Origin of the sequence: Mycolicibacterium fluoranthenivorans (genome assembly GCF_011758805.1) — a bacterium.
Classification (GTDB): domain Bacteria; phylum Actinomycetota; class Actinomycetes; order Mycobacteriales; family Mycobacteriaceae; genus Mycobacterium; species Mycobacterium fluoranthenivorans.
In genome coordinates this window covers 3,525,407-3,543,732 of sequence record NZ_JAANOW010000001.1, presented here as the reverse complement: position 1 = coordinate 3,543,732, position 18,326 = coordinate 3,525,407, and the positions used below count along the sequence as shown (strand labels likewise).

Genomic DNA, 18,326 nt, shown 5'->3' with positions numbered 1-18,326 from the left:
ACGTCGCGGGCGAGCAGCCGACATGGGCCCAGTATCGTCGGCGTCCGTGAAGTCCGGACGGGAAGTGCGGCACGCCAGGATCGCGGTGGCCGCGCTGTTCCTCATCAACGGGGCCACGTTCGCCAACCTGCTCCCGCGATTTCCCGAGATCAAGGCCGACCTGGGGCTGAGCAATGCGGCCTACGGCGTGATGGTGGCGGCGTTCCCGGGCGGCGCGCTGGTGGCGGGCCTGGCCGCCGGTGTGGTGATTCGGAGATTCGGTTCGGCGCGCGTCGCGGTGCTCGCCTCGGCCGCGCTGGCGGCGCTGGTGGGCCTGGTCGGCTGGGCGCCCTCGCCGGTGCTGGTGTCGGTGGTGCTGTTCTCCGGCGGCTGCTGTGACGCCCTCGCCGATGTCGGACAGAACTCGCACGGGTTGTGGGTGCAGCGCCGCTACGGCCGCTCGATCATCAATTCGCTGCATGCGGTGTGGGCCGCCGGTGCGGTGCTCGGCGGCTTGCTCGGTGCGGGATCGCTGGTGCTCGGCATGAGCCGTGCCGCACACCTGGGGTTGTCGGCGGTGCTGTTCGCCGCGGTGGCCCTGCTCGTCTGGCCGTACCTGCTCAAGGGCGCCGAACACGACGAGCATGCCCGGGCCCGGCAGGGGAGCGGTGCACGCGCCGGACCCGTGGTGTACGTCGTGCTGGCCGCACTGGTGGCGCTGGCCATCGCCGGCGCCATCGTCGAGGATGCCGGAAGCTCTTGGGCGACGCTGTATCTGCGTTCCCTCGGCGCATCCGACGCGGTCGCGGTGTCCGGGTACATCGCGCTGGCCGGCGCGATGTTCGTCGGCAGGTTGCTCGGTGACCGACTGGTGGACCGGTTCGGTGAGCGCGCCGTGGTGCGCGGTGGCGGGGTGATTGTCGCGGTGGGGATGGGCGCGGCGCTGGCCTATCCGTCGGTGGTGTCCAGTGTCGCGGGGTTCGCCGCGGCGGGCCTCGGGATGGCCACCGCGGTACCCGCGGCCATGCACGCGGCCGACCGGCTGCCCGGGTTGCGGCCCGGCAGTGGGCTGACGATCGTGGCCTGGCTGATGCGGGTCGGGTTCGTGGCCGCGCCCCCGGTGGTCGGGCTGATCGCGGACGCCGCGGGACTTCGGGCGGGCCTGGCGCTGGTGCCGGTCGCCGGGGTGGTCGCGTTGCTGATGGCCGGTGCGCTCAGCGGGCGACAGCTCCCAGCTCGATCGTCAGCACCCCCGCCATGATGAGGGCGATACCCAGCCCCATCCGCCAGGTGAGCGGGTCCCGGAACAGCACCCGGGCCACGACGGCCACCAGTGCCACCCCGCACGCCGTCCACACGCCATAGGCGATACCGACCGGCATCCCGAGCGACAGCGTCAGCCACAGCAGATAGAACGACAGCACGTACCCCGTGGCGACCGGCAACAGCCACGCCTTGCGCCGGAATCCATCGGATGCGCGCAGCGCCAGGGTGGCCAGCACCTCACTGCCGATGGCCCCGGCCAGCGCCCACCACATCATGTCGAAGACTTTGTGTGCGAGCCGAATTCGACGAGCAGCACACCGGCGATGATGAGCGCGATGCCGATCACGATGGGCCAGGTGAACGGGTCACCGAAGAGCACGGCGCCGAGCGACGCCGTCACCGCGGTGCCCACCGCGCCCCAGATGCCGTATGCGACGCCCACCGGCATTCCGGCCCTCAGCACCGCCGCCATCAACGCGAAGGCGCCGGTATAGCCGATGACCACGACCACCAGCCACGCGGAGCCGTCCTGAGACGCTCGCAACGACAGCGTCGCCGCGACTTCGACGGCGATCGCCGCGCTGAGCAGTAGCCACTTACGCACGCCGACGACGCTATCGGGCGATCACGGGGGCGCGGCCTCCCGGGCGGCTGTGACAGCCCCGACAGGGTTGCGTCCAGGGCGAATGAATCTCCATCCGCACTGGGAATCGACGAACGCCGGTAGCGTGGAATGGTTCAGCACTCGATCGAGGGAGGCACGTGTGATCCCGGATACCGACACCATCACCGGGTACGGACCGGTCCGTGGCACCGATGACGGCATCGTGCGCCAGTGGCTGGGCATCCGCTATGCCGCGCCGCCGGTCGGCGAGCTGCGCTGGCGGGCTCCGCAGCCGCCCCAGCGCTGGACCGAACCGGCCGACGCGACCCGCTTCGGCCCGGTCTGCCCGCAGCAGACCGATCCGCATATCCCGCTCGATCTGGGCGCCCCGCAGGGTGGTGACTGCCTGACCCTCAATGTGTGGGCACCGTCGACCTCCGGGGGGCCGAAACCGGTGATGGTCTGGGTACACGGCGGGGCCTACGCGCTGGGCTCGTCGGCGCAGCCGCTGTACCGCGGTCGCGAGCTGGCTGCCGGCGGTGACGTCGTGGTGGTGACGATGAACTATCGGCTGGGTGCGCTGGGGTTCCTGGATCTGTCGTCGTTCGGGTCCGGATTCGAGTCCAATATCGGTGTGCGCGACGTGCTTTCGGCCCTGAACTGGGTGCAGGGCAATATCGCGGCATTCGGTGGTGACCCCGACAATGTCACGCTGTTCGGTGAATCCGCCGGCGCCGGCATCCTCACCACGCTGATGGCCAGTCCCGCCGCGGCGGGACTGTTCCACCGGGCCATCGCGCAGAGCGCCCCGGTCACGTCGGTCTACGACCGTGACCGCGCCCGCAGGATCGCCGAACAGTTCCTGGACCGGATCGGCGTGCATCCCGGTGAGACGCACCGCCTGCGCGAAGCCCCGATCGAGAGCATCATCGCCGCCTCCAAACACCTGTACAACGAGGTGCCGCGGCGTTTTCCGGGGACGCTGGCCTTCGTGCCGATCGTCGACGGCGACCTGGTGCCGGACTACCCCGTGCAGGCCGCCCGCGCCGGCCGCACCCATCCGGTACCGCTCATCATCGGGACGAACCGGCACGAAGCGGCGCTGTTCCGCTGGATGCGTTCCCCGCTGATGCCCATCGCCCCGCACACCCTGCGCGATATGTTCGCCGCGATCGCCAGCGAACAGCCGGGCCTTCAGATCCCGACGGAAGCCGAGATCACCGCCGTCTACCGTGGCCGGGGCCGCAAACCCGCGCTCGGCGTGGCCCGCGACGTCGGCTTCCGGATGCCGTCCATCTGGTTCGCCGAGGGGCACAGCGCCGTCGCGCCGGTGTACATGTACCGCTTCGACTGGGCTACCCCGGTGCTCAAACTGCTGCGCCTGGATGCTGCGCACGCCACCGAGTTGCCTTATGTCTGGGGCAATCTGGTGATGGGCCCGAAGGACCCGACGTTCAAACTCGGCGGGCTGGCCGCCGGCACCGCGGTATCGGAGCGGATGCGGGCACGCTGGACCCGCTTCGCCGCCGGCGCCGCCCCCAGCGCGGGACCGGGCGCGCCGGTCTGGCCGGCCTACCGGCCCGACGAGCGGGCCACCCTGATCATCGGCCGCGAGGACGAGGTGGTCGCCGACCCCGACCGTGAACAACGGCTGACCTGGGGTGCCGAGGTGTTGAGTTTCCGGTAGAGGGCCGGTTTAGGCTGAGCGGTATGGACGGTATCCGGGCGTTACTCGACGCGCTGCCACCGCAGATGCGTGATCCGGTGCTGTTCGCCGTCCCGTTCTTCCTGCTGCTGCTCGTGTTGGAGTGGAGCGCGGCCCGCAAACTGGAGTCGCTGACCGGGGCGAGCGAAGCGACGGGAGATGTCCGGGGGGCGAGCGAAGCGACGGGAGATGTCCGGGGGGCGAGCGAAGCGACGGAAGAGCGCACGCGGCCCGGGGCCTATCTGCGCCGCGACGCGTGGGCCAGCGTGTCGATGGGCCTGGTGTCCGTAGCCACCACCGCTGCTTGGAAAGGTGGTGCGTTGCTGGCATATGCCGCCATCTACGCCTACCTGGCGCCCTGGCATCTGCCGGCAACGAAGTGGTACACCTGGGTGATCGCGTTGGTCGGTGTCGACCTGCTGTTCTACACCTACCACCGCATCGCGCATCGGGTGCGGCTGATCTGGGCCACCCACCAGGCCCACCACTCCAGTCAGTATTTCAACTTCGCCACCGCGCTGCGCCAGAAATGGAACAACAGCGGTGAGATCCTGATGTGGATTCCGTTGCCGCTGTTGGGCGTTCCGCCGTGGACGGTGTTCGCGAGCTTTTCACTGAACCTCATCTACCAGTTCTGGGTGCACACCGAGCGCATCGACAAGCTTTGGCGGCCCTTCGAATTCGTGTTCAACACCCCGTCGCACCACCGGGTGCACCACGGTATGGACCAGCAGTACCTGGACCGCAACTACGGTGGCATCCTCATCCTGTGGGATCGATTGTTCGGTAGCTACGCCGACGAGGAGTTCCGCCCGCACTACGGACTGACCAAGCAGGTGGACACCTACAACATCTGGAAACTGCAGACCCATGAGTACGTGGCCATCGGACGAGATGTCCGCGCGGCGAAGCGGTGGCGGGACAAGCTCGGCTATGCGTTCGGGCCGCCCGGCTGGGCACCCCGCGACGCGCCCGTTTTACAGAAGTAGCGGCGCCGGCCCACAGCCTTCGTCCAGGATGGACGGATGGATGTCAAAGAGGTCCTGCTCCCCGGCGTCGGGCTGCGCTTCGAATTCGACACTCGCGACGGCAACCGGATCGGCGTGGTGGCCCGGCGCACCGGAGATTTCGAACTGGTGGTGTATCCGAAAGAAGATCCGGACCAGGCCAGGGAGGCGTTCCGGCTCAGCGACGAGGAAGCCGAGGCGCTGGCGCAGATCCTGGGCGCGCCCCGGATCGCCGAACGCTTCGCGGACCTCACCCGGGAAGTGCCGGGGCTGGCGGCCGGCCAGGTGCGTATCCGCGCCGAGAGCCCGTTCGTCGACCGGGCGCTCGGTGACACCAGGGCGCGCACCCGCACCGGTGCATCGATCGTGGCGATCGTGCGTGCGGAGGAGGTGCTGGCGTCACCGGGCCCGGCCGAGCCGCTGCGTGCCGGCGATGTGTTGGTGGTGATCGGTACCGAGGACGGGATCTCCGGCGTCGAGCGCATCGTCGACAAAGGCTGACGGCGTGCAAGTATCTGCCGCGCTGCTGCTCGAGCTCGGCATCGTCCTCGCCGTGCTCACCGTGTTGGGCGCGGCCGCCCGCCGGTTCGCGCTGTCGCCGATCCCGCTGTACCTGGCCGCCGGCCTGGCGCTCGGCGAAGGCGGGGTGGCCAATATCCCGGCAGCCGACGCGTTCGTCAAGACCGGTGCGTCGATCGGAGTGGTGCTGCTGCTGTTGACCCTTGGCCTGGAGTTCTCCATCGGTGAGTTCGCCGCGAGCCTCCGCCGCCATCTGCCGTCGGCCTGGGTCGATCTCGTGCTCAATTCCGTCCCCGGTGCGATCGCCGGCTGGCTGCTCGGGCTGGACGGCGTCGGCATCCTGGCGCTGGCCGGGGTCACCTATATCTCGTCGTCCGGGGTGATCGCGCGCCTGCTCGACGACCTGCGCCGGCTCGGTAACCGCGAGACGCCGTCGGTGTTGTCCATCCTGGTGCTGGAGGACTTCGCGATGGCGGCCTATCTGCCACTGTTGGCCGTCCTGGCGGCCGGGGGCAGCTGGGCCCACGCCCTGTTCGGGATGGGCGTCGCCGTCTCGGCGTTGGTGCTGGCGTTCGTGGCGTCCTACCGCTGGGGACATCTGGTGGGCCGGCTGGTCGCACATCCGGACAACGAGCAGTTGCTGCTGCGGATCATGGGGCTGACGTTGATCGTGGCCGCGCTCGCCGAGTTCATCCATGCGTCCGCGGCGGTCGGGGCGTTCCTGGTCGGGCTGACCCTCACCGGGGAGGCGGCCGATCGCGCCCGCACGGTGCTCAGCCCACTGCGGGATCTGTTCGCCGCCATCTTCTTCCTGGCGATCGGGCTGTCGGTCAACCCCGGTGATCTGGTCCCGATGCTGCCGGCCGCACTGGCCCTGGCCGTCGTCACCGCCGGCACCAAGGTCGCGACTGGGATGTTCGCCGCCCGTCGGGACCGGGTGGCCCGCCCCGGCCAGCTGCGCGCCGGGACGGCGCTGATCGTGCGCGGTGAGTTCTCCCTCGTCATCATCGGTCTGGTGGGCACCACGCTGCCCGCCCTCGAGGCGATCGCCACCCCCTACGTGTTCATCCTGGCCATCGCCGGACCCGTGCTGACGAGGTTCATCGGTGGGCGCGCCCCGCGTAGTGTGCAGGGGTGAAAACCGCTTTTGATGCGCATGTCGACTCCGGATTGGTGACGCGGTCGCTGGCCGCGAGCGCATTCGGCTCGATGTGGCTCGACCTGCCCCGCCCCGAACATCCCGCGCTGTCCGGCGCGGCGACGTGCGACCTGCTGATCGTCGGCGGTGGATACACCGGATTGTGGGCGGCGGTGCACGCCGCGCAGCGCAACCCCGGACAGCGCATCGTGCTGATCGAGGCCGAGCGGATCGGCTGGGCCGCCTCGGGCCGGAACGGGGGCTTCGTCGACGCCAGCCTGACCCACGGACACGACAACGGAAAGTCGCGGTGGCCGGGCGAGATCGATCTGCTCGACACCATGGGAACGGCAAACCTGGACGGGATGGCGGCCGATATCGAACGGCTGGGCCTCGATGTGGAGTGGGAGCGCACCGGGATGCTGACGGTGGCCACCGAACCGCATCAGGTGAGCGAGCTGGCGGCCGCGGACAAGGGCACGTTCCTGGACCGCGAGCAGGTTCGCGCGGAGGTGGCCTCGCCGACGTATCTGGCCGGCCTCTTCGAGGCCGACAGTGTGGCGATCGTGCACCCGGCCAAGCTGGCTCTCGAGTTGGCCCGGGCGGCGACCGAAGCCGGGGTGGTGATCTACGAGCACACCCGCGCCCTGTCCCTGGATTCGTCGGGGTCCGGGCTTCGGGTCGACACCGGCGCCGCGGTGCTCACCGCGCAACGGGTGGTGTTGGCCACCAACGTGTTTCGAAGCCTGCTGCGCAGGAACCGGCCGTATACGGTGCCGGTGTACGACTACGTACTGGCGACCGAACCACTGACCGACGCCCAGCTGGACCGGATCGGCTGGCGCAATCGGCAGGGAGTCGGCGATTGCGCCAACCAATTCCACTACTACCGGCTGTCCGCCGACAACCGCATCGTGTGGGGCGGCTACGACGCCGTCTACCATTTCGGGCGCCGGGTCGACCCGGCATACGAGGACCGGCCGCAGACCTATCGCCGGCTGGCCGAACACTTCTTCCTCACCTTTCCACAGCTCGACGATATCCGGTTCACGCACCGCTGGGCCGGCGCGATCGACACCAATACCCGGTTCTGTGCGCACTGGGGTACCGCCCGCGGCGGGCGGGTCGCCTACGTCAACGGGTTCACCGGCCTGGGCGTGGGCGCCGCCCGATTCGCCGCCGATGTGTGTCTGGACCTGCTGGACGGAAAGCCCACGCCGCGAACAGAATTGGATATGGTGCGACGCAAGCCGCTGCCGTTCCCGCCGGAGCCCCTGGCCAGCGTGGGCATCCAGGCCACGCGCTGGTCGTTGAACCGTGCGGACCATTCGGCGGGGCGTCGCAACCTCCTGCTGCGCACCTTGGACCGGCTGGGGCTCGGGTTCGATTCCTGAGCGCACGCAGTGTTCGCCAAGTGTTCTGATTTTCGCGAGCACAACCGCCCCGCCGGCAAACGTTCGTCACTAGGCTCGGTGAAGTCAACCGTCGATCAGGGGAGAACAGCATGGGAGACAGACTTCACAAGGGTGAAAAGCTGGAGCGAGGCCAGTCGCTGACATCCGACAACGGTGCCTACCGGGTGACGCTGCAAGACGACGGCAACTTCGTGCTCTACAGCGGGGACACCGCCGTGTGGTCCACCGAGACCAACGGGCAGGACGTGGTCCGTGCCGAGGTGCAGGAGGACGGCAACTTCGTGCTGTACACCCCGGACAAGCCGGTGTGGCACACCGACACCAAGGGTGCCAGGGACGTCCGGCTCATCCTGCAGGACGATCGCAATCTGGTGCTGTACGGCTTCGACGGTGTGGCGTGGGCGTCGGGCACCGATACCGACGAGGCACCGCCGGCCCCGCCGGCCGAGGAGGCTCCGGCCCCCGAACCCGAGGTGGAACTGGCCGCGGCGGCAGAGCCCGCCCCGGAGGCTCCGGCACCCGAGGCTCCCGCGCCGGAACCGCCGCCCGCTCCGCCGGCCCCGCGCACCTACACTGTGGTCTCCGGTGACACCCTGTGGGCGATCTCGGAGCGGTTCTACGGCGACGGCAACCAGTATCAGCGGATCGCCGACGCGAGCGGGGTGGCGAACCCCGATCTGATCCACCCGGGCCAGGTCCTGACCATCCCGTAATTCTCTTCGCGACACGCCGGCCCGGATTCTTGAAATCCGGGCCGGCGTTGTTGTAACGGGATCGGACCGTTACCCGATCTACACCTCAGCATCCCGGTAGCGTCAGACTTACCGAGGGTGGAGGGATCGGGAGGAAGTCATGCGCGCACGTCTGTTCAGCGTCCTTGTGGGTGTGCTGATGGCCGGGCCGGCCTTGCTGGCCGCCGGGTCGGCCGGCGCGAGCCCGGTGGCTCCGGCCCCCGGTCCCACGGTCTATCCGGGGATGGAGATCCGGCAGGGCTCGACAATGTGCACGTTGGGCTACGTCGACATGGCGTCCCGGTCCGCCCTGACCGCCGGTCACTGCCGCGCCGATGGCCCGGTGACCGACCGGGACGGCAACGTCATCGGCGTGGTGACCATGTCCAGGGACAACACCCCCGACGGCACGACCGTCACCACCGACTACCAGATCACCGACTGGGAGGCCATCGCGCTGGCCCCCGATGTCCAGATGCTCAACGTGCTGCCGGGCGGCCGCCCGTTGATCTCGGATCCGGCACTGGCCGTCCAGAAGGCCGGCCAGACGGTCTGCCACTTCGGCATCATCACCGGGGAGACCTGCGGCACCATCGATTCGGTGAACAACGGCTGGTTCACCATGACCAACGGTGTGATGAGTCAGAAGGGCGATTCCGGCGGGCCGGTGTATGTGCCGACCGCCGACGGCCGGGCCGCGATCATCGGCCTGTTCAACAGCACCTGGGGCCAGCTGCCCGCCGCCGTCTCGTTCCAGTCGACCGGTCAGCAGATCATCGAGGCGGTGGCGGTTCAGCCGACCAATTCGAACACCGGGATCGCGACGGTCTTCACCCGCAGTTCGGCATCGGTGGAGTCCGGCGTCAAACCGCCGATGTGATTCTTGACCTCCCAGAACCAGCGGTCGAGGTAGCGCCGCACCAGCTCGGGTTTGGCGCTGTCGGCGACCTCCACCGCCTGCACCTGCCGCCGGCGCCACCACGGTCCCATCTGCACCGAACCGGCGGCCCGGGCATTACGCGCCCACTGGGTGTTGCCCCGGGGTGAGATGAGGTAGTCGCGGCCGTCGACGGTCAGGACGTTGACCACCACGTCCTGCCAGCGACCGGTGCTTCTGCCGCGGACCCGCAGGGCGCGGGTGCCCGCAATGCTGATACCTGCTTCGGCCAAGCGCCGAATCACGGTGTTGGCCGCCTTGGCGATGCGGGTCGGTTCGTCGTAACGAGTCGTCATGGGATGTCCCTTCGAAGTTTCGAGAGCGGTGCTCTTGTTTTCACCATGCCATGGCGCGCCGGACAAATCAAGAGCAGTGATCTCGTTTCGTGTCAGACTGGCGGCATGGGCAAGCGACGGGACGCGCGGGACCGGATCGAGGCCGAGATCATCGAGATCGGCAGGGGTCACCTGATCACCGAGGGGGCGGCGGGACTGTCGCTGCGCGCCGTCGCTCGCGACCTGGGCATGGTGTCCTCGGCGATCTATCGCTACGTCGCCAGTCGGGATGATCTGCTGACCCTGCTGTTGGTGGACGCGTACGACGAACTCGCCGATGCCGTGGAGGCCGCGGCCGCCGCGGATCCCGGCGCCGACTGGCCGGACCGGATGGTCGCGATGGCGCATGCCGCCCGGGTCTGGGCCGTCGATCAGCCTGCGCGGTGGGCCTTGCTTTACGGCAGTCCGGTGCCGGGGTACAGCGCCCCGGCCGACATCACGGTCGGCCCCGGCACCCGGATGATCGTGTCGGTGCTCGCGGTGGTGGCCGAGGGGATTCTGGCCGGGGATGTTCCGGACCCGAAAGAGGCTCTGCCGCAACCGTTATCCGGGGATTTCGCGGCGCTGCGGACGGAGTACGGCTTTCCCGGCGGTGACCGCGTCCTGCTCAAGTGCTTCCTGCTGTGGGCGACCCTGGTGGGTGCGATCAGCATGGAGGTCTTCGGGCAGTACGGGCCCGGCACGCTGTCGGATGCCGCCCTCGTGTTCGACGGCCAGATCCGGCTGATGATCGACACGCTGCGGCAGAACTAGAACACGTTCTAGCCACGATGGCGCGGTGGGGATATCCTCACATCGATGCTCAATCAGACACCTGTCCAGATTGCGTGGGTGACGCGTGACCTCGACACCACCGAACGCACGCTCACCGCGCTGCTCGGTGCCCGCAGCTGGGTCCGGATGCCCGGCGTGCACTTCGGACCGGACAGCTGTGAGTACCGTGGCGCGCCGGCCGACTTCGTCGCCGACATCTCGCTGAGCTACGCCGGGGACACCCAGCTCGAACTGATCGCCCCGGTCCGCGGCGACAGCATCTACACCGAATTCCTCGACACCGTCGGCCCTGGCCTGCACCACATCTGTGTGGCAGCGCCCGATGCGGACGGCTACGAGGCGGCCCTGCGCGACGCCACCGCCGCGGGCGCGCCCGTCGTGCAGCAGGGGGTGATGCCCGGCGGTATGAAGTTCGCCTACGTCAGCGCGGAACCTCTCCCCGTCGCTTCGCTCGCCCCGGCCGCTTCGGGGGGCCCGTACATCGAGATCGCCCTCATCCCACCCGAGATCCAGGCATTCTTCGACCACGTGAAACGCCAGCAGCAGGAGAGCACACATGACTGACATCCCGAACACCGCCGACGCCGGCGACGTCACCGACTGGTCCGACGAATTCGACGTCGTGGTCGTCGGATTCGGTATCGCGGGCGGGAGCGCGGCCGTCAGCGCGGCCGCCGCCGGCGCCCGGGTCCTGGTGCTGGAACGCGCCGCCGCGGCCGGTGGCACCACCTCGATGGCCGGCGGCCACTTCTACCTCGGTGGGGGCACCGCGGTGCAGCAGGCCACCGGGCACGAGGACTCCGCCGAGGAGATGTACAAGTACCTCGTCGCGGTGTCGAAGGACCCCGAACTGGACAAGATCCGCGCCTACTGTGAGGGCAGTGTCGAGCACTTCAACTGGCTCGAGGCCCTCGGCTTCCAGTTCGAGCGCAGCTACTACCCGGGCAAGGTGGTGGTGCCCCCGGGCACCGAGGGTCTGTCCTACACCGGCAACGAGAAGGTCTGGCCGTTCAACGAACAGGCCAAGCCGGCTCCGCGCGGGCATTCGGTGCCCGTGCCCGGCGAACTCGGCGGCGCCGACATGGTGATCCAGCTGCTGCTCAAGCGGGCCGCCGAACTCGGCGTCGAGATCCGCTACGAGACCGGGGCGACCAACCTGATCGTCGACGACGGCGCGGTCGTCGGTGTGCGCTGGAAGAACTTCGGCAACACCGGCGCGGTCAAGACGAAGGCCGTCATCATCGCGGCCGGCGGTTTCGCGATGAACCCCGAGATGGTCGCCGAGTACACCCCGGCGCTGGGCAAGAAGCGCAAGACCAAGCACCACGGTGAGGTCGAGCCCTACATCCTGGGCAACCCGCACGACGACGGTCTCGGCATCCGGCTGGGTGTCTCCGCCGGTGGTGTCGCCAAGAACCTCGACGGCCTGTTCATCACCGCGGCCGCCTACCCGCCGGAGATCCTGCTGACCGGCGTCATCGTGAACAACCAGGGCCGGCGGTTCGTCGCCGAGGACTCCTACCATTCGCGCACCTCGGCCTTCGTGCTGAGGCAACCCGACCAGCAGGCCTACCTGATCGTGGACGAGGCGCATATGCAGATGCCCGAGATGCCACTGATCAAGTTCATCGACGGCTACGAGACCATCGCCGAAGTCGAAGCGGCCCTGGGCATCCCGGCCGGCAACCTGGCCGCGACGCTGGAGCGCTACAACGCCAACGCCGCGAACCACGAGGATCCCGACTTCCACAAGCAGCCCGACTACATCGCCGCACAGGACACCGGGCCGTTCGCCGCCTTCGACCTGTCCCTGGGCGTCGCCATGTACTCCGGTTTCACCATGGGCGGGTTGGTCGTGTCGCTGGACGGCGAGGTACTGCGCGAGGACGGTGGCGCCGTGCCCGGTCTGTACGCCGCCGGGGCGTGCGCGTCCAACATCGCCCAGGACGGTGAGGGCTACGCCAGCGGCACGCAGTTGGGCGAGGGTTCGTTCTTCGGGCGGCGGGCGGGCGGGCACGCGGCGCGCCGGGCCGCGGCGCACGCCGTGGCGCGCTGAGTCAGAGGGCGGCGGCCAGCGGTGTCAAACTCCAACGGCCCTCGCCGAGCAATTCCAGCCGTTGCTCGTGATGGCGGTCGACACTGTCTCGATGGCTGACGCTCACGACGATGGTGTCGGGCAGCCGGTCTCGCAAGGTGGTGTACATCGCGAACTCCTGCCCGGCGTCCAGTGCCGAGGTGGCCTCATCGAGGAACACCGCTCGGGGGCGCGCCAGCAGCACCCGGGCAAAGGCGATGCGTTGCTGTTCACCGGGGGAGAGTTCCTTACCCCAGTCGGAGTCCTCGTCGAGTCGCGTCGCCAGATGCCCCAGCGTGACGGCCGCCAGCGTGTCGCGGATCGCATCGTCGGGGAAGGCGCCCGCGGCGGCGGGGTAACTGAGCACGGCGCGCAGATCTCCGAGCGGGGCGTAGGGGAGCTGGGACAGGAACATCGTCTCCGCCGGGTGAGCGACAGCACCCGAGGCGTACGGCCAGAGTTGCGCCACGCTGCGGAGCAGCGTCGTCTTGCCGGTGCCCGACGGTCCGGTGATGACCAGCGAGTCGCCGGGGCGCAGTCGGACCTGCAGGTCGTCGACGAGCGGCACCCCGTGCGGCGAGCGCACCTCGACATCGCTGATCACGACGGCGCCATCGGCACTCACCGTCGCGGCCAACCGCGGTAGCTCCCTGGCCTGTTCGTTCGCCGTCACCAACCCGTCCAGCCGGATGATGGCGGCGCGATAGCCGGCGAACGAGTCGTACACGGCGCGGAAGAAACTGAGCGAGCTCTGCACCGAGCCGAAGGCACCCGCCGACTGTGTGACATCCCCGAGGTTGAGCTCGCCGGCGAACAGCCGCGGCGCCTGCACGATCAGCGGCAGCGGGGAGACGAGCTGGCTCACCGAGCGGTTCCAGCCCATGAACGCGACACCCCGCAGCACGAGTCTGCGGTAGTTCGCGATGATCCGGCCGAAGCGTTCCGACAGCGAGCGGCGCTCGGTGTCCTCGCCGCGGTAGAGGCTGACCGCCTCGGCGGCGTCGCGGATACGCACCAGCGCATACCGAAACGCCGCGTTGGTGAGCTCGTTGCGGAACGTCAGCCGGATGATCGGCTTGCCGATCCAGAACGCCACCACGGTGGTCATCGCGACCCACAGCAGGGCCAGCCAGAACAGGGCTTTGGGGATCGTCACCCCGAACAAGGACAACGGGCCGGCCAGATTCCACAGGATCGGGGTGAAGGCGACCACCGACAGAACCGAGTTCACCGTGCCGAAGAACAGCGTCTGCGCGGTGCCGACGGTGAAGGTGTTGGTCTCCGGTCCGGTCCCGGTGGTGAAGACGTCGATGTCCTGCTGGATGCGCTGGTCCGGATTGTCGATCGGGACGCCGCCGAACGCCGCCACGAACCGGTTGCGGTAATAGGCACGATCGCCGAGCCAATCACCGGTCAGGTGATCGGTCAGCCATACCCGCCAGCGAATGATGAAGTGCTGCATCAGATACAGGTCGGCCACGGTGCGCGAGATATCGGCGACGAGCAGCCCTACGAAGATCAGGATCGACTTCCAGAATCCGTCGACACCGGAGTTGCGGACGGCCTCGTTCCCGGCCCCGGCCCCCTCGAACGCGACTTGCAGCGCGGTGTACTGGTCGTTGGCGTAGTAGCTGAACAGCACGTCCATCCGTACCGACACCATGACCGACAACAGCAGCACACCCAGCAGGCCCCACACCGGAATGCTCTGACGCCCAACGAAATACCCGCGGGTGACATGCCAGAACTGCCGCCCCCAGGTGGTGAACCGGGCGAGAAACGCCAGTACCGCGACCGCGATCACCGCGCTGAGCACCCACGCCTTGGTGATCCACCACAGCGACGCCAGGATCTCGTTTCCCCAGTCCAGGGACTGGCTGAACATCTCCATGCCGGGAAGCTACCCGACCGCAGTCCTCAGACGGGGCTGACTTCGTCTTCGACCGCGTCGTCCACATCGCCGAGGGACCAGCGCCCGCCACCGTGCAGGTGCAGGTACTTCTCGTGGTGCTGGCCCACGGTGCTGCGGTGCGTGACGCTCACCAGAATGGTCTCCGGCAGCTCCGTGCGCACCAGGTCGTACATCGTGTACTCCAAGCCCTCGTCGAGCGCGGAGGTGGCCTCGTCGAGGAACACCGCGCGTGGCCGGGTCAGCAGCACCCGCGCGAACGCGATCCGCTGCTGCTCACCGGGGGAGAGCACCTTCACCCAGTCGGCGACCTCACCCAGTCGCTTGGAGCACTGCGGCAGCGACACCTTGTTCAAGGCCCAGTGCAGTCGCTCGTCGGGGATGCTGCCGGGCTCCTGCGGGTAGGACACCACCGCGCGCAGATCGCCCAGCGGCACATACGGCATCTGGGACAGGAACATGGTCTGGTGGTCGGCCTGTGGGTACCGGAACGTGCCCGTGGTGAACGGCCACAGCTGCGCCAGGCTGCGCAGCAGCGTCGTCTTACCGGACCCGGACCGACCGGTGACGATGAGCGTGTCACCGCTTTCCAGGCGCAGGTTCAGATCCTGGACCAGGGGATCACCCAGGGGGGTGCGCACCTCGACGTTGTCGAGTTCGACCAGGCAGTCCCGGCTCGGCTCGACCGTCAGTTCGGGCAGCGCCCGACCCTCCTCGTTGGCGATCACCAGTCCGTGCAGACGGATGATCGACGCCCGCCACCCGGCGAACTGGTCATAGGTGTTGCGGAAGTACGACAGCCCGCCCTGGATCTGACTGAAGGCTGAAGAGGTCTGCGAGATGTCACCCAGTCTGATCTGGCCGGCGAACATCCGCGGGGCCTGGACGATCCACGGCAGCGGCACGATGATCTGGCTGATGGAGACGTTCCAGCCGTAGAACTTCACCGAGCGGTTGATGAAGCGTTTGTAGTTCGCCACGATCGGGGCGAAGCGCTGCCGCAGCTGCACCCGTTCGGCGTTCTCACCGCGGTAGAAGGCCACCGATTCGGCGGCGTCGCGCAGTCGCACCAGGGCGTACCGGAAGGCGGCGTTGAACTTCTCGTTGTTGAAGGTCAACTGGATGAGGGGGCGACCGATCCAGAACGCGATGATCGTGGCGACCACGACGTAGACGATGGCGATCCAGAACATCGCCCTGGGCAGGGTGACGTCGAACAGTGTGAGCTCGCCGGACAGATTCCACAGGATGACTGCGAACGACGCGACGCTCACGATGGCCTCGATGGCACCGAACAGCAACATGTTCGCGCTCAGGGTGTTCGGATTGGCCGGCAGGGGACCCGCTCCGTTGGTGAAGACGTCGATATCGGACTGGATACGCTGATCCGGGTTGTCGATGGTGTCGTCGATGAACCTGCTGCGGTAGTACGCCTTGCCGTCGAGCCAGTCACCGGTGAGGTGATCGGTGAGCCAGGCGCGCCACCGAATCAGGAAACGCTGTGTCACGAACAGGTCGAGCATCATGCGCGCCACGTGCACCGTTGCCAGTACGGCGAAATGCGCCCAGGCCCACCAGAAACCGCTCACGCCCGAGTCCTTGACGGTCTGGTCGCCCCCGCCGATGCCTTCGAAGGCGGTCTGGGCGGCGCTCATCATGTCGTTGCCCTGATAGCTGAGCAGCACGTCCAGGCGCACGCCGATGATCACCGAGAGCAGAATTCCCGACAACCACACCCACACCACGACGCTCGCGCGGCCGGTGAAGTATCCGCCGGTGATCCGCCAGAACTGTTGGCCCCAGGTGGTGAACCGGCCGATCAGCGTGAGGACGATCAGCGTCGGTATCGCGGTGTACACCCAGACGGTGGCGATCCACCACAGTGACTTCGGTAGCTCGGCGCCCCAATCCAGCGATGGGGTGAACATCTCCATCCCGGCAAGGTACCCGCACAACCCTCGCTGGGCTGCTTATAGGTGGTCAGCTCGCCACGAGCCGACCGGTTCTCCACCGCCCGCCGCCGAGCAGCTCCAGCCGGTGGCCGTGGAATCGTTCGACGCTGCGGCGGTGACTCACGCTCACCACCGTGGCACCCGGCAGCTCGGTGCGCAGCAATTGATAGAGCGTGAGCTCCAGACCCTCGTCGAGCGCCGAGCTGGCCTCGTCGAGGAACACCACATCCGGGCGGGTCAGCAGTATCCGGGCGAAGGCGATGCGCTGCTGCTCGCCGGGTGAGAGCGTGCGCGCCCAGTCGGCCACCTCGCCGAGCCTGATGACCAGCTGCGGCAGCGCCACCTTGAGCAGCACCCGCTGGATCTCGTCGTCGGGGCTGGTGCCGGCAAGCCGGGGATAACACAGCACGGTGCGCAGCGATCCCAGCGGAAGGTAGGGCATCTGCGGGACGAACATCGTCTCGCCGGCCGGGAAATCCACCCGGCCCGACGTGTAGGGCCACAGCCCCGCCAGGCTCTGCAACAGGGCAGTCTTCCCGCAGCCGGACGGGCCGGTGATCACCAGCCAGTCGCCGGGGTCGAGGCTGAGATCGATCCCGCCGATCAGCGGTTCACCCGCCGGGGTGCGCACCTCGACCTGATGCAGCCGCAGCCCGGCGCATCGATTCCCCGTCGCTTCGCTCGCCCCGGTGGGTGCGCCCGTGCGGGGCAGCACCGGCAGCGCGCGCGCCCGGGCGTTGGCGTCGTGCAACCCGTCCAGCCGCATCAGCGCCGCCCGGAACCCGGCGAACTCGTCGTAGGCGTTGCGGAAGAACGACAGCGCGTCGTGCACGGCGTGAAACGCGGTCGCCGACTGCATGACATCGCCGAACGAGATCTCACCGGCGAACAGGCGTTGCGCCTGCACGATATAGGGCAGCGGGTTGATGGCCTGGCTCACCGACACGTTCCAGCCGAGGAACAGCATGCTGCGGTGCAGCCAGTGGCGGTAGTTGTCGATCACCGAGCCCAGCCGACCGACCAGGGCCTCGCGTTCGGCGTCCTCGCCGCGGTACAGGCTCACGGCCGCGCCGGCCTCGCGCATCCGGATCATCGTGTACCGGAAACCCGCGTTGCGGACCTCGTTGAGGAAGCTCAGCCGGATCAGTGGCCGGCCGATGACGAAGGCCACCAGTGTCGCCACCGCCACGTAGCCGATCACCACCCAGAACAACGCCCGCGGCACCGTCACGCCCAGCACGGTCAGCGGGCCGGACAGGCCCCACAGGATCACCCCGAACGACACCACCGTCAGCAGCGCCTCGACCGCACCGAAGATGAGCATGTGCCCGGATCCGAAGGTCGGGTTGTTCGGTTCCCGGGAGCCGGTCGTCACGATGTCGACATCGGCCTGGATGCGCTGATCCGGATTGTCGGCGCGTCCGTCGGGATCCCGGTTGAACCGGCACCGATAGTAGGCATGCCCGTCGAGCCAGTCGCCGAGGGTGCGCCGGGTGAGCCACACCCGCCAGCCGATGAGGAAACGCTGGGTGAGGTACAGGTCGAGGAAGAACCGCGCCACGTACAACGACGCCAGGATCGCGAAGATCAGCATCGCCGCCCAGAAACCGTGCACCCCGGTCTCGGCCGATCCGTCGGCCCGGAACGCCTGCTGTAGCGAGCTGAACAGGTCGTTGGTGTAGTAGCTCAGCAGGATGTTGATCCGCACCGCGGTGACCGTCGAGACCAGCAGGGCGGCCAGCACCAGCCACACCCGCAGGCGGCCGGGCCCGGTGAAGTAGGCGCCGGTGATGCGCCAGAACTGCCGGCCCCATTCACAGGTCCGGCCGATGAGCACCGCGACCACCAGCAGGCTCACCGCGGAGATCACCGCGGCGTTGCAGATCCACAGCGACGAACGGAGGAATTCGGTGCTCCAGTCGATCGCCGGGCCGAGCAATACCCCGTCCATCGGGTGAAATTACCGCGCGCGGCGGCCTTA

General features: G+C 68.3%; 17 protein-coding genes. 11 read left to right on the top strand and 6 right to left on the bottom strand.

Features of this window, described 5'->3' with window-relative positions; translation table 11 throughout:
* Positions 1-46 precede the first annotated feature (46 nt).
* Positions 47-1,240 carry an MFS transporter gene (locus FHU31_RS17220; protein ID WP_409371175.1) on the top strand — a complete coding sequence of 398 codons (1,194 nt, stop codon included), beginning with the start codon at positions 47-49 and terminating at the stop codon, positions 1,238-1,240.
* On the opposite strand, the gene FHU31_RS17215 is transcribed toward FHU31_RS17220, so the two are convergent.
* Both FHU31_RS17215 and FHU31_RS17210 read right to left on the bottom strand, forming a co-directional pair.
* Positions 1,194-1,517, bottom strand: coding sequence for a DMT family transporter (locus FHU31_RS17215; protein WP_167161120.1), 324 nt, complete (start codon positions 1,515-1,517; stop codon positions 1,194-1,196). The genes FHU31_RS17220 and FHU31_RS17215 overlap by 47 nt on opposite strands.
* A complete protein-coding gene (locus FHU31_RS17210) occupies positions 1,517-1,849 on the bottom strand; it encodes a DMT family transporter (protein WP_167160189.1) in 333 nt (110 codons plus the stop codon). The genes FHU31_RS17215 and FHU31_RS17210 overlap by 1 nt, the downstream gene beginning before the upstream one ends.
* 160 nt (positions 1,850-2,009) lie before the next feature.
* Here FHU31_RS17210 and FHU31_RS17205 point away from each other — a divergent pair, with 160 nt between their 5' ends.
* From FHU31_RS17205 to FHU31_RS17175, 7 genes are all read left to right on the top strand, one after another.
* On the top strand, positions 2,010-3,536 hold the full coding sequence (locus FHU31_RS17205) for a carboxylesterase/lipase family protein (protein ID WP_263987848.1): 1,527 nt from the start codon (positions 2,010-2,012) through the stop codon (positions 3,534-3,536).
* Positions 3,537-3,559: 23 nt separating this feature from the next.
* A complete protein-coding gene (locus FHU31_RS17200; RefSeq protein ID WP_167160185.1) occupies positions 3,560-4,543 on the top strand; it encodes a sterol desaturase family protein in 984 nt (327 codons plus the stop codon).
* Positions 4,544-4,579: 36 nt separating this feature from the next.
* Positions 4,580-5,062: a cation:proton antiporter regulatory subunit gene (locus FHU31_RS17195; protein WP_167160183.1), complete on the top strand. Its 483-nt coding sequence runs from the start codon at positions 4,580-4,582 to the stop codon at positions 5,060-5,062.
* A gap of 4 nt (positions 5,063-5,066) precedes the next feature.
* The gene (locus tag FHU31_RS17190; RefSeq protein ID WP_167160181.1) at positions 5,067-6,218 is read left to right on the top strand and encodes a cation:proton antiporter; all 1,152 of its coding nucleotides are present in this window, start codon (positions 5,067-5,069) and stop codon (positions 6,216-6,218) included.
* A complete protein-coding gene (locus FHU31_RS17185) occupies positions 6,215-7,612 on the top strand; it encodes an NAD(P)/FAD-dependent oxidoreductase (RefSeq protein WP_167160179.1) in 1,398 nt (465 codons plus the stop codon). Before FHU31_RS17190 ends, FHU31_RS17185 begins: the two co-directional genes overlap by 4 nt.
* A gap of 110 nt (positions 7,613-7,722) precedes the next feature.
* A complete protein-coding gene (locus FHU31_RS17180; RefSeq protein WP_167160177.1) occupies positions 7,723-8,346 on the top strand; it encodes a LysM peptidoglycan-binding domain-containing protein in 624 nt (207 codons plus the stop codon).
* Positions 8,347-8,485: 139 nt separating this feature from the next.
* On the top strand, positions 8,486-9,244 hold the full coding sequence (locus tag FHU31_RS17175; protein WP_409371176.1) for an Rv1815 family serine proteinase: 759 nt from the start codon (positions 8,486-8,488) through the stop codon (positions 9,242-9,244).
* Here the strand turns inward: FHU31_RS17175 and FHU31_RS17170 are convergent.
* Positions 9,157-9,597, bottom strand: a complete 441-nt coding sequence (locus tag FHU31_RS17170) for an RsfS/YbeB/iojap family protein (protein WP_167160175.1) — start codon at positions 9,595-9,597, stop codon at positions 9,157-9,159. The two genes, FHU31_RS17175 and FHU31_RS17170, sit on opposite strands and share 88 nt — an antisense overlap.
* Positions 9,598-9,702: 105 nt before the next feature.
* Between FHU31_RS17170 and FHU31_RS17165 the strand changes: the two genes are divergently transcribed.
* The 3 genes from FHU31_RS17165 to FHU31_RS17155 are packed head-to-tail and all read left to right on the top strand — an operon-like array spanning position 9,703 to position 12,466.
* Positions 9,703-10,389, top strand: coding sequence for a TetR/AcrR family transcriptional regulator (locus tag FHU31_RS17165; RefSeq protein ID WP_167160173.1), 687 nt, complete (start codon positions 9,703-9,705; stop codon positions 10,387-10,389).
* Between the two features lie 45 nt (positions 10,390-10,434).
* Positions 10,435-10,974: a VOC family protein gene (locus FHU31_RS17160; protein WP_167160171.1), complete on the top strand. Its 540-nt coding sequence runs from the start codon at positions 10,435-10,437 to the stop codon at positions 10,972-10,974.
* Entirely contained in the window at positions 10,967-12,466 is a 1,500-nt protein-coding gene (locus tag FHU31_RS17155) for an FAD-binding protein (protein WP_167160169.1), read from the top strand. Before FHU31_RS17160 ends, FHU31_RS17155 begins: the two co-directional genes overlap by 8 nt.
* A 1-nt stretch (position 12,467) precedes the next feature.
* Here FHU31_RS17155 and FHU31_RS17150 read toward each other — a convergent pair whose 3' ends face one another.
* From FHU31_RS17150 to FHU31_RS17140, 3 genes are read right to left on the bottom strand one after another with little or no spacing between them, the layout of a single operon-like run.
* A complete protein-coding gene (locus tag FHU31_RS17150) occupies positions 12,468-14,375 on the bottom strand; it encodes an ABC transporter ATP-binding protein/permease (RefSeq protein WP_167160167.1) in 1,908 nt (635 codons plus the stop codon).
* Between the two features lie 26 nt (positions 14,376-14,401).
* Positions 14,402-16,327 (bottom strand): ABC transporter ATP-binding protein/permease, encoded by a 1,926-nt coding sequence (locus FHU31_RS17145; RefSeq protein WP_167160166.1) that lies wholly within the window; start codon positions 16,325-16,327, stop codon positions 14,402-14,404.
* A gap of 46 nt (positions 16,328-16,373) precedes the next feature.
* Positions 16,374-18,296, bottom strand: coding sequence for an ABC transporter ATP-binding protein/permease (locus FHU31_RS17140; RefSeq protein WP_167160164.1), 1,923 nt, complete (start codon positions 18,294-18,296; stop codon positions 16,374-16,376).
* Positions 18,297-18,326 lie beyond the last annotated feature (30 nt).

What these genes read in the sequence shown, in the direction of transcription:
- FHU31_RS17170 (WP_167160175.1), bottom strand. Translation starts at nt 9,597, where the DNA reads ATGACGACTCGTTACGACGAACCGACCCGCATCGCCAAGGCGGCCAAC.
- FHU31_RS17175 (WP_409371176.1), top strand. Translation starts at nt 8,486, where the DNA reads ATGCGCGCACGTCTGTTCAGCGTCCTTGTGGGTGTGCTGATGGCCGGG.
- FHU31_RS17215 (WP_167161120.1), bottom strand. Translation starts at nt 1,517, where the DNA reads ATGTGGTGGGCGCTGGCCGGGGCCATCGGCAGTGAGGTGCTGGCCACC.
- FHU31_RS17140 (WP_167160164.1), bottom strand. Translation starts at nt 18,296, where the DNA reads ATGGACGGGGTATTGCTCGGCCCGGCGATCGACTGGAGCACCGAATTC.
- FHU31_RS17165 (WP_167160173.1), top strand. Translation starts at nt 9,703, where the DNA reads ATGGGCAAGCGACGGGACGCGCGGGACCGGATCGAGGCCGAGATCATC.
- FHU31_RS17145 (WP_167160166.1), bottom strand. Translation starts at nt 16,327, where the DNA reads ATGGAGATGTTCACCCCATCGCTGGATTGGGGCGCCGAGCTACCGAAG.
- FHU31_RS17200 (WP_167160185.1), top strand. Translation starts at nt 3,560, where the DNA reads ATGGACGGTATCCGGGCGTTACTCGACGCGCTGCCACCGCAGATGCGT.
- FHU31_RS17180 (WP_167160177.1), top strand. Translation starts at nt 7,723, where the DNA reads ATGGGAGACAGACTTCACAAGGGTGAAAAGCTGGAGCGAGGCCAGTCG.
- FHU31_RS17150 (WP_167160167.1), bottom strand. Translation starts at nt 14,375, where the DNA reads ATGGAGATGTTCAGCCAGTCCCTGGACTGGGGAAACGAGATCCTGGCG.
- FHU31_RS17195 (WP_167160183.1), top strand. Translation starts at nt 4,580, where the DNA reads ATGGATGTCAAAGAGGTCCTGCTCCCCGGCGTCGGGCTGCGCTTCGAA.
- FHU31_RS17160 (WP_167160171.1), top strand. Translation starts at nt 10,435, where the DNA reads ATGCTCAATCAGACACCTGTCCAGATTGCGTGGGTGACGCGTGACCTC.
- FHU31_RS17155 (WP_167160169.1), top strand. Translation starts at nt 10,967, where the DNA reads ATGACTGACATCCCGAACACCGCCGACGCCGGCGACGTCACCGACTGG.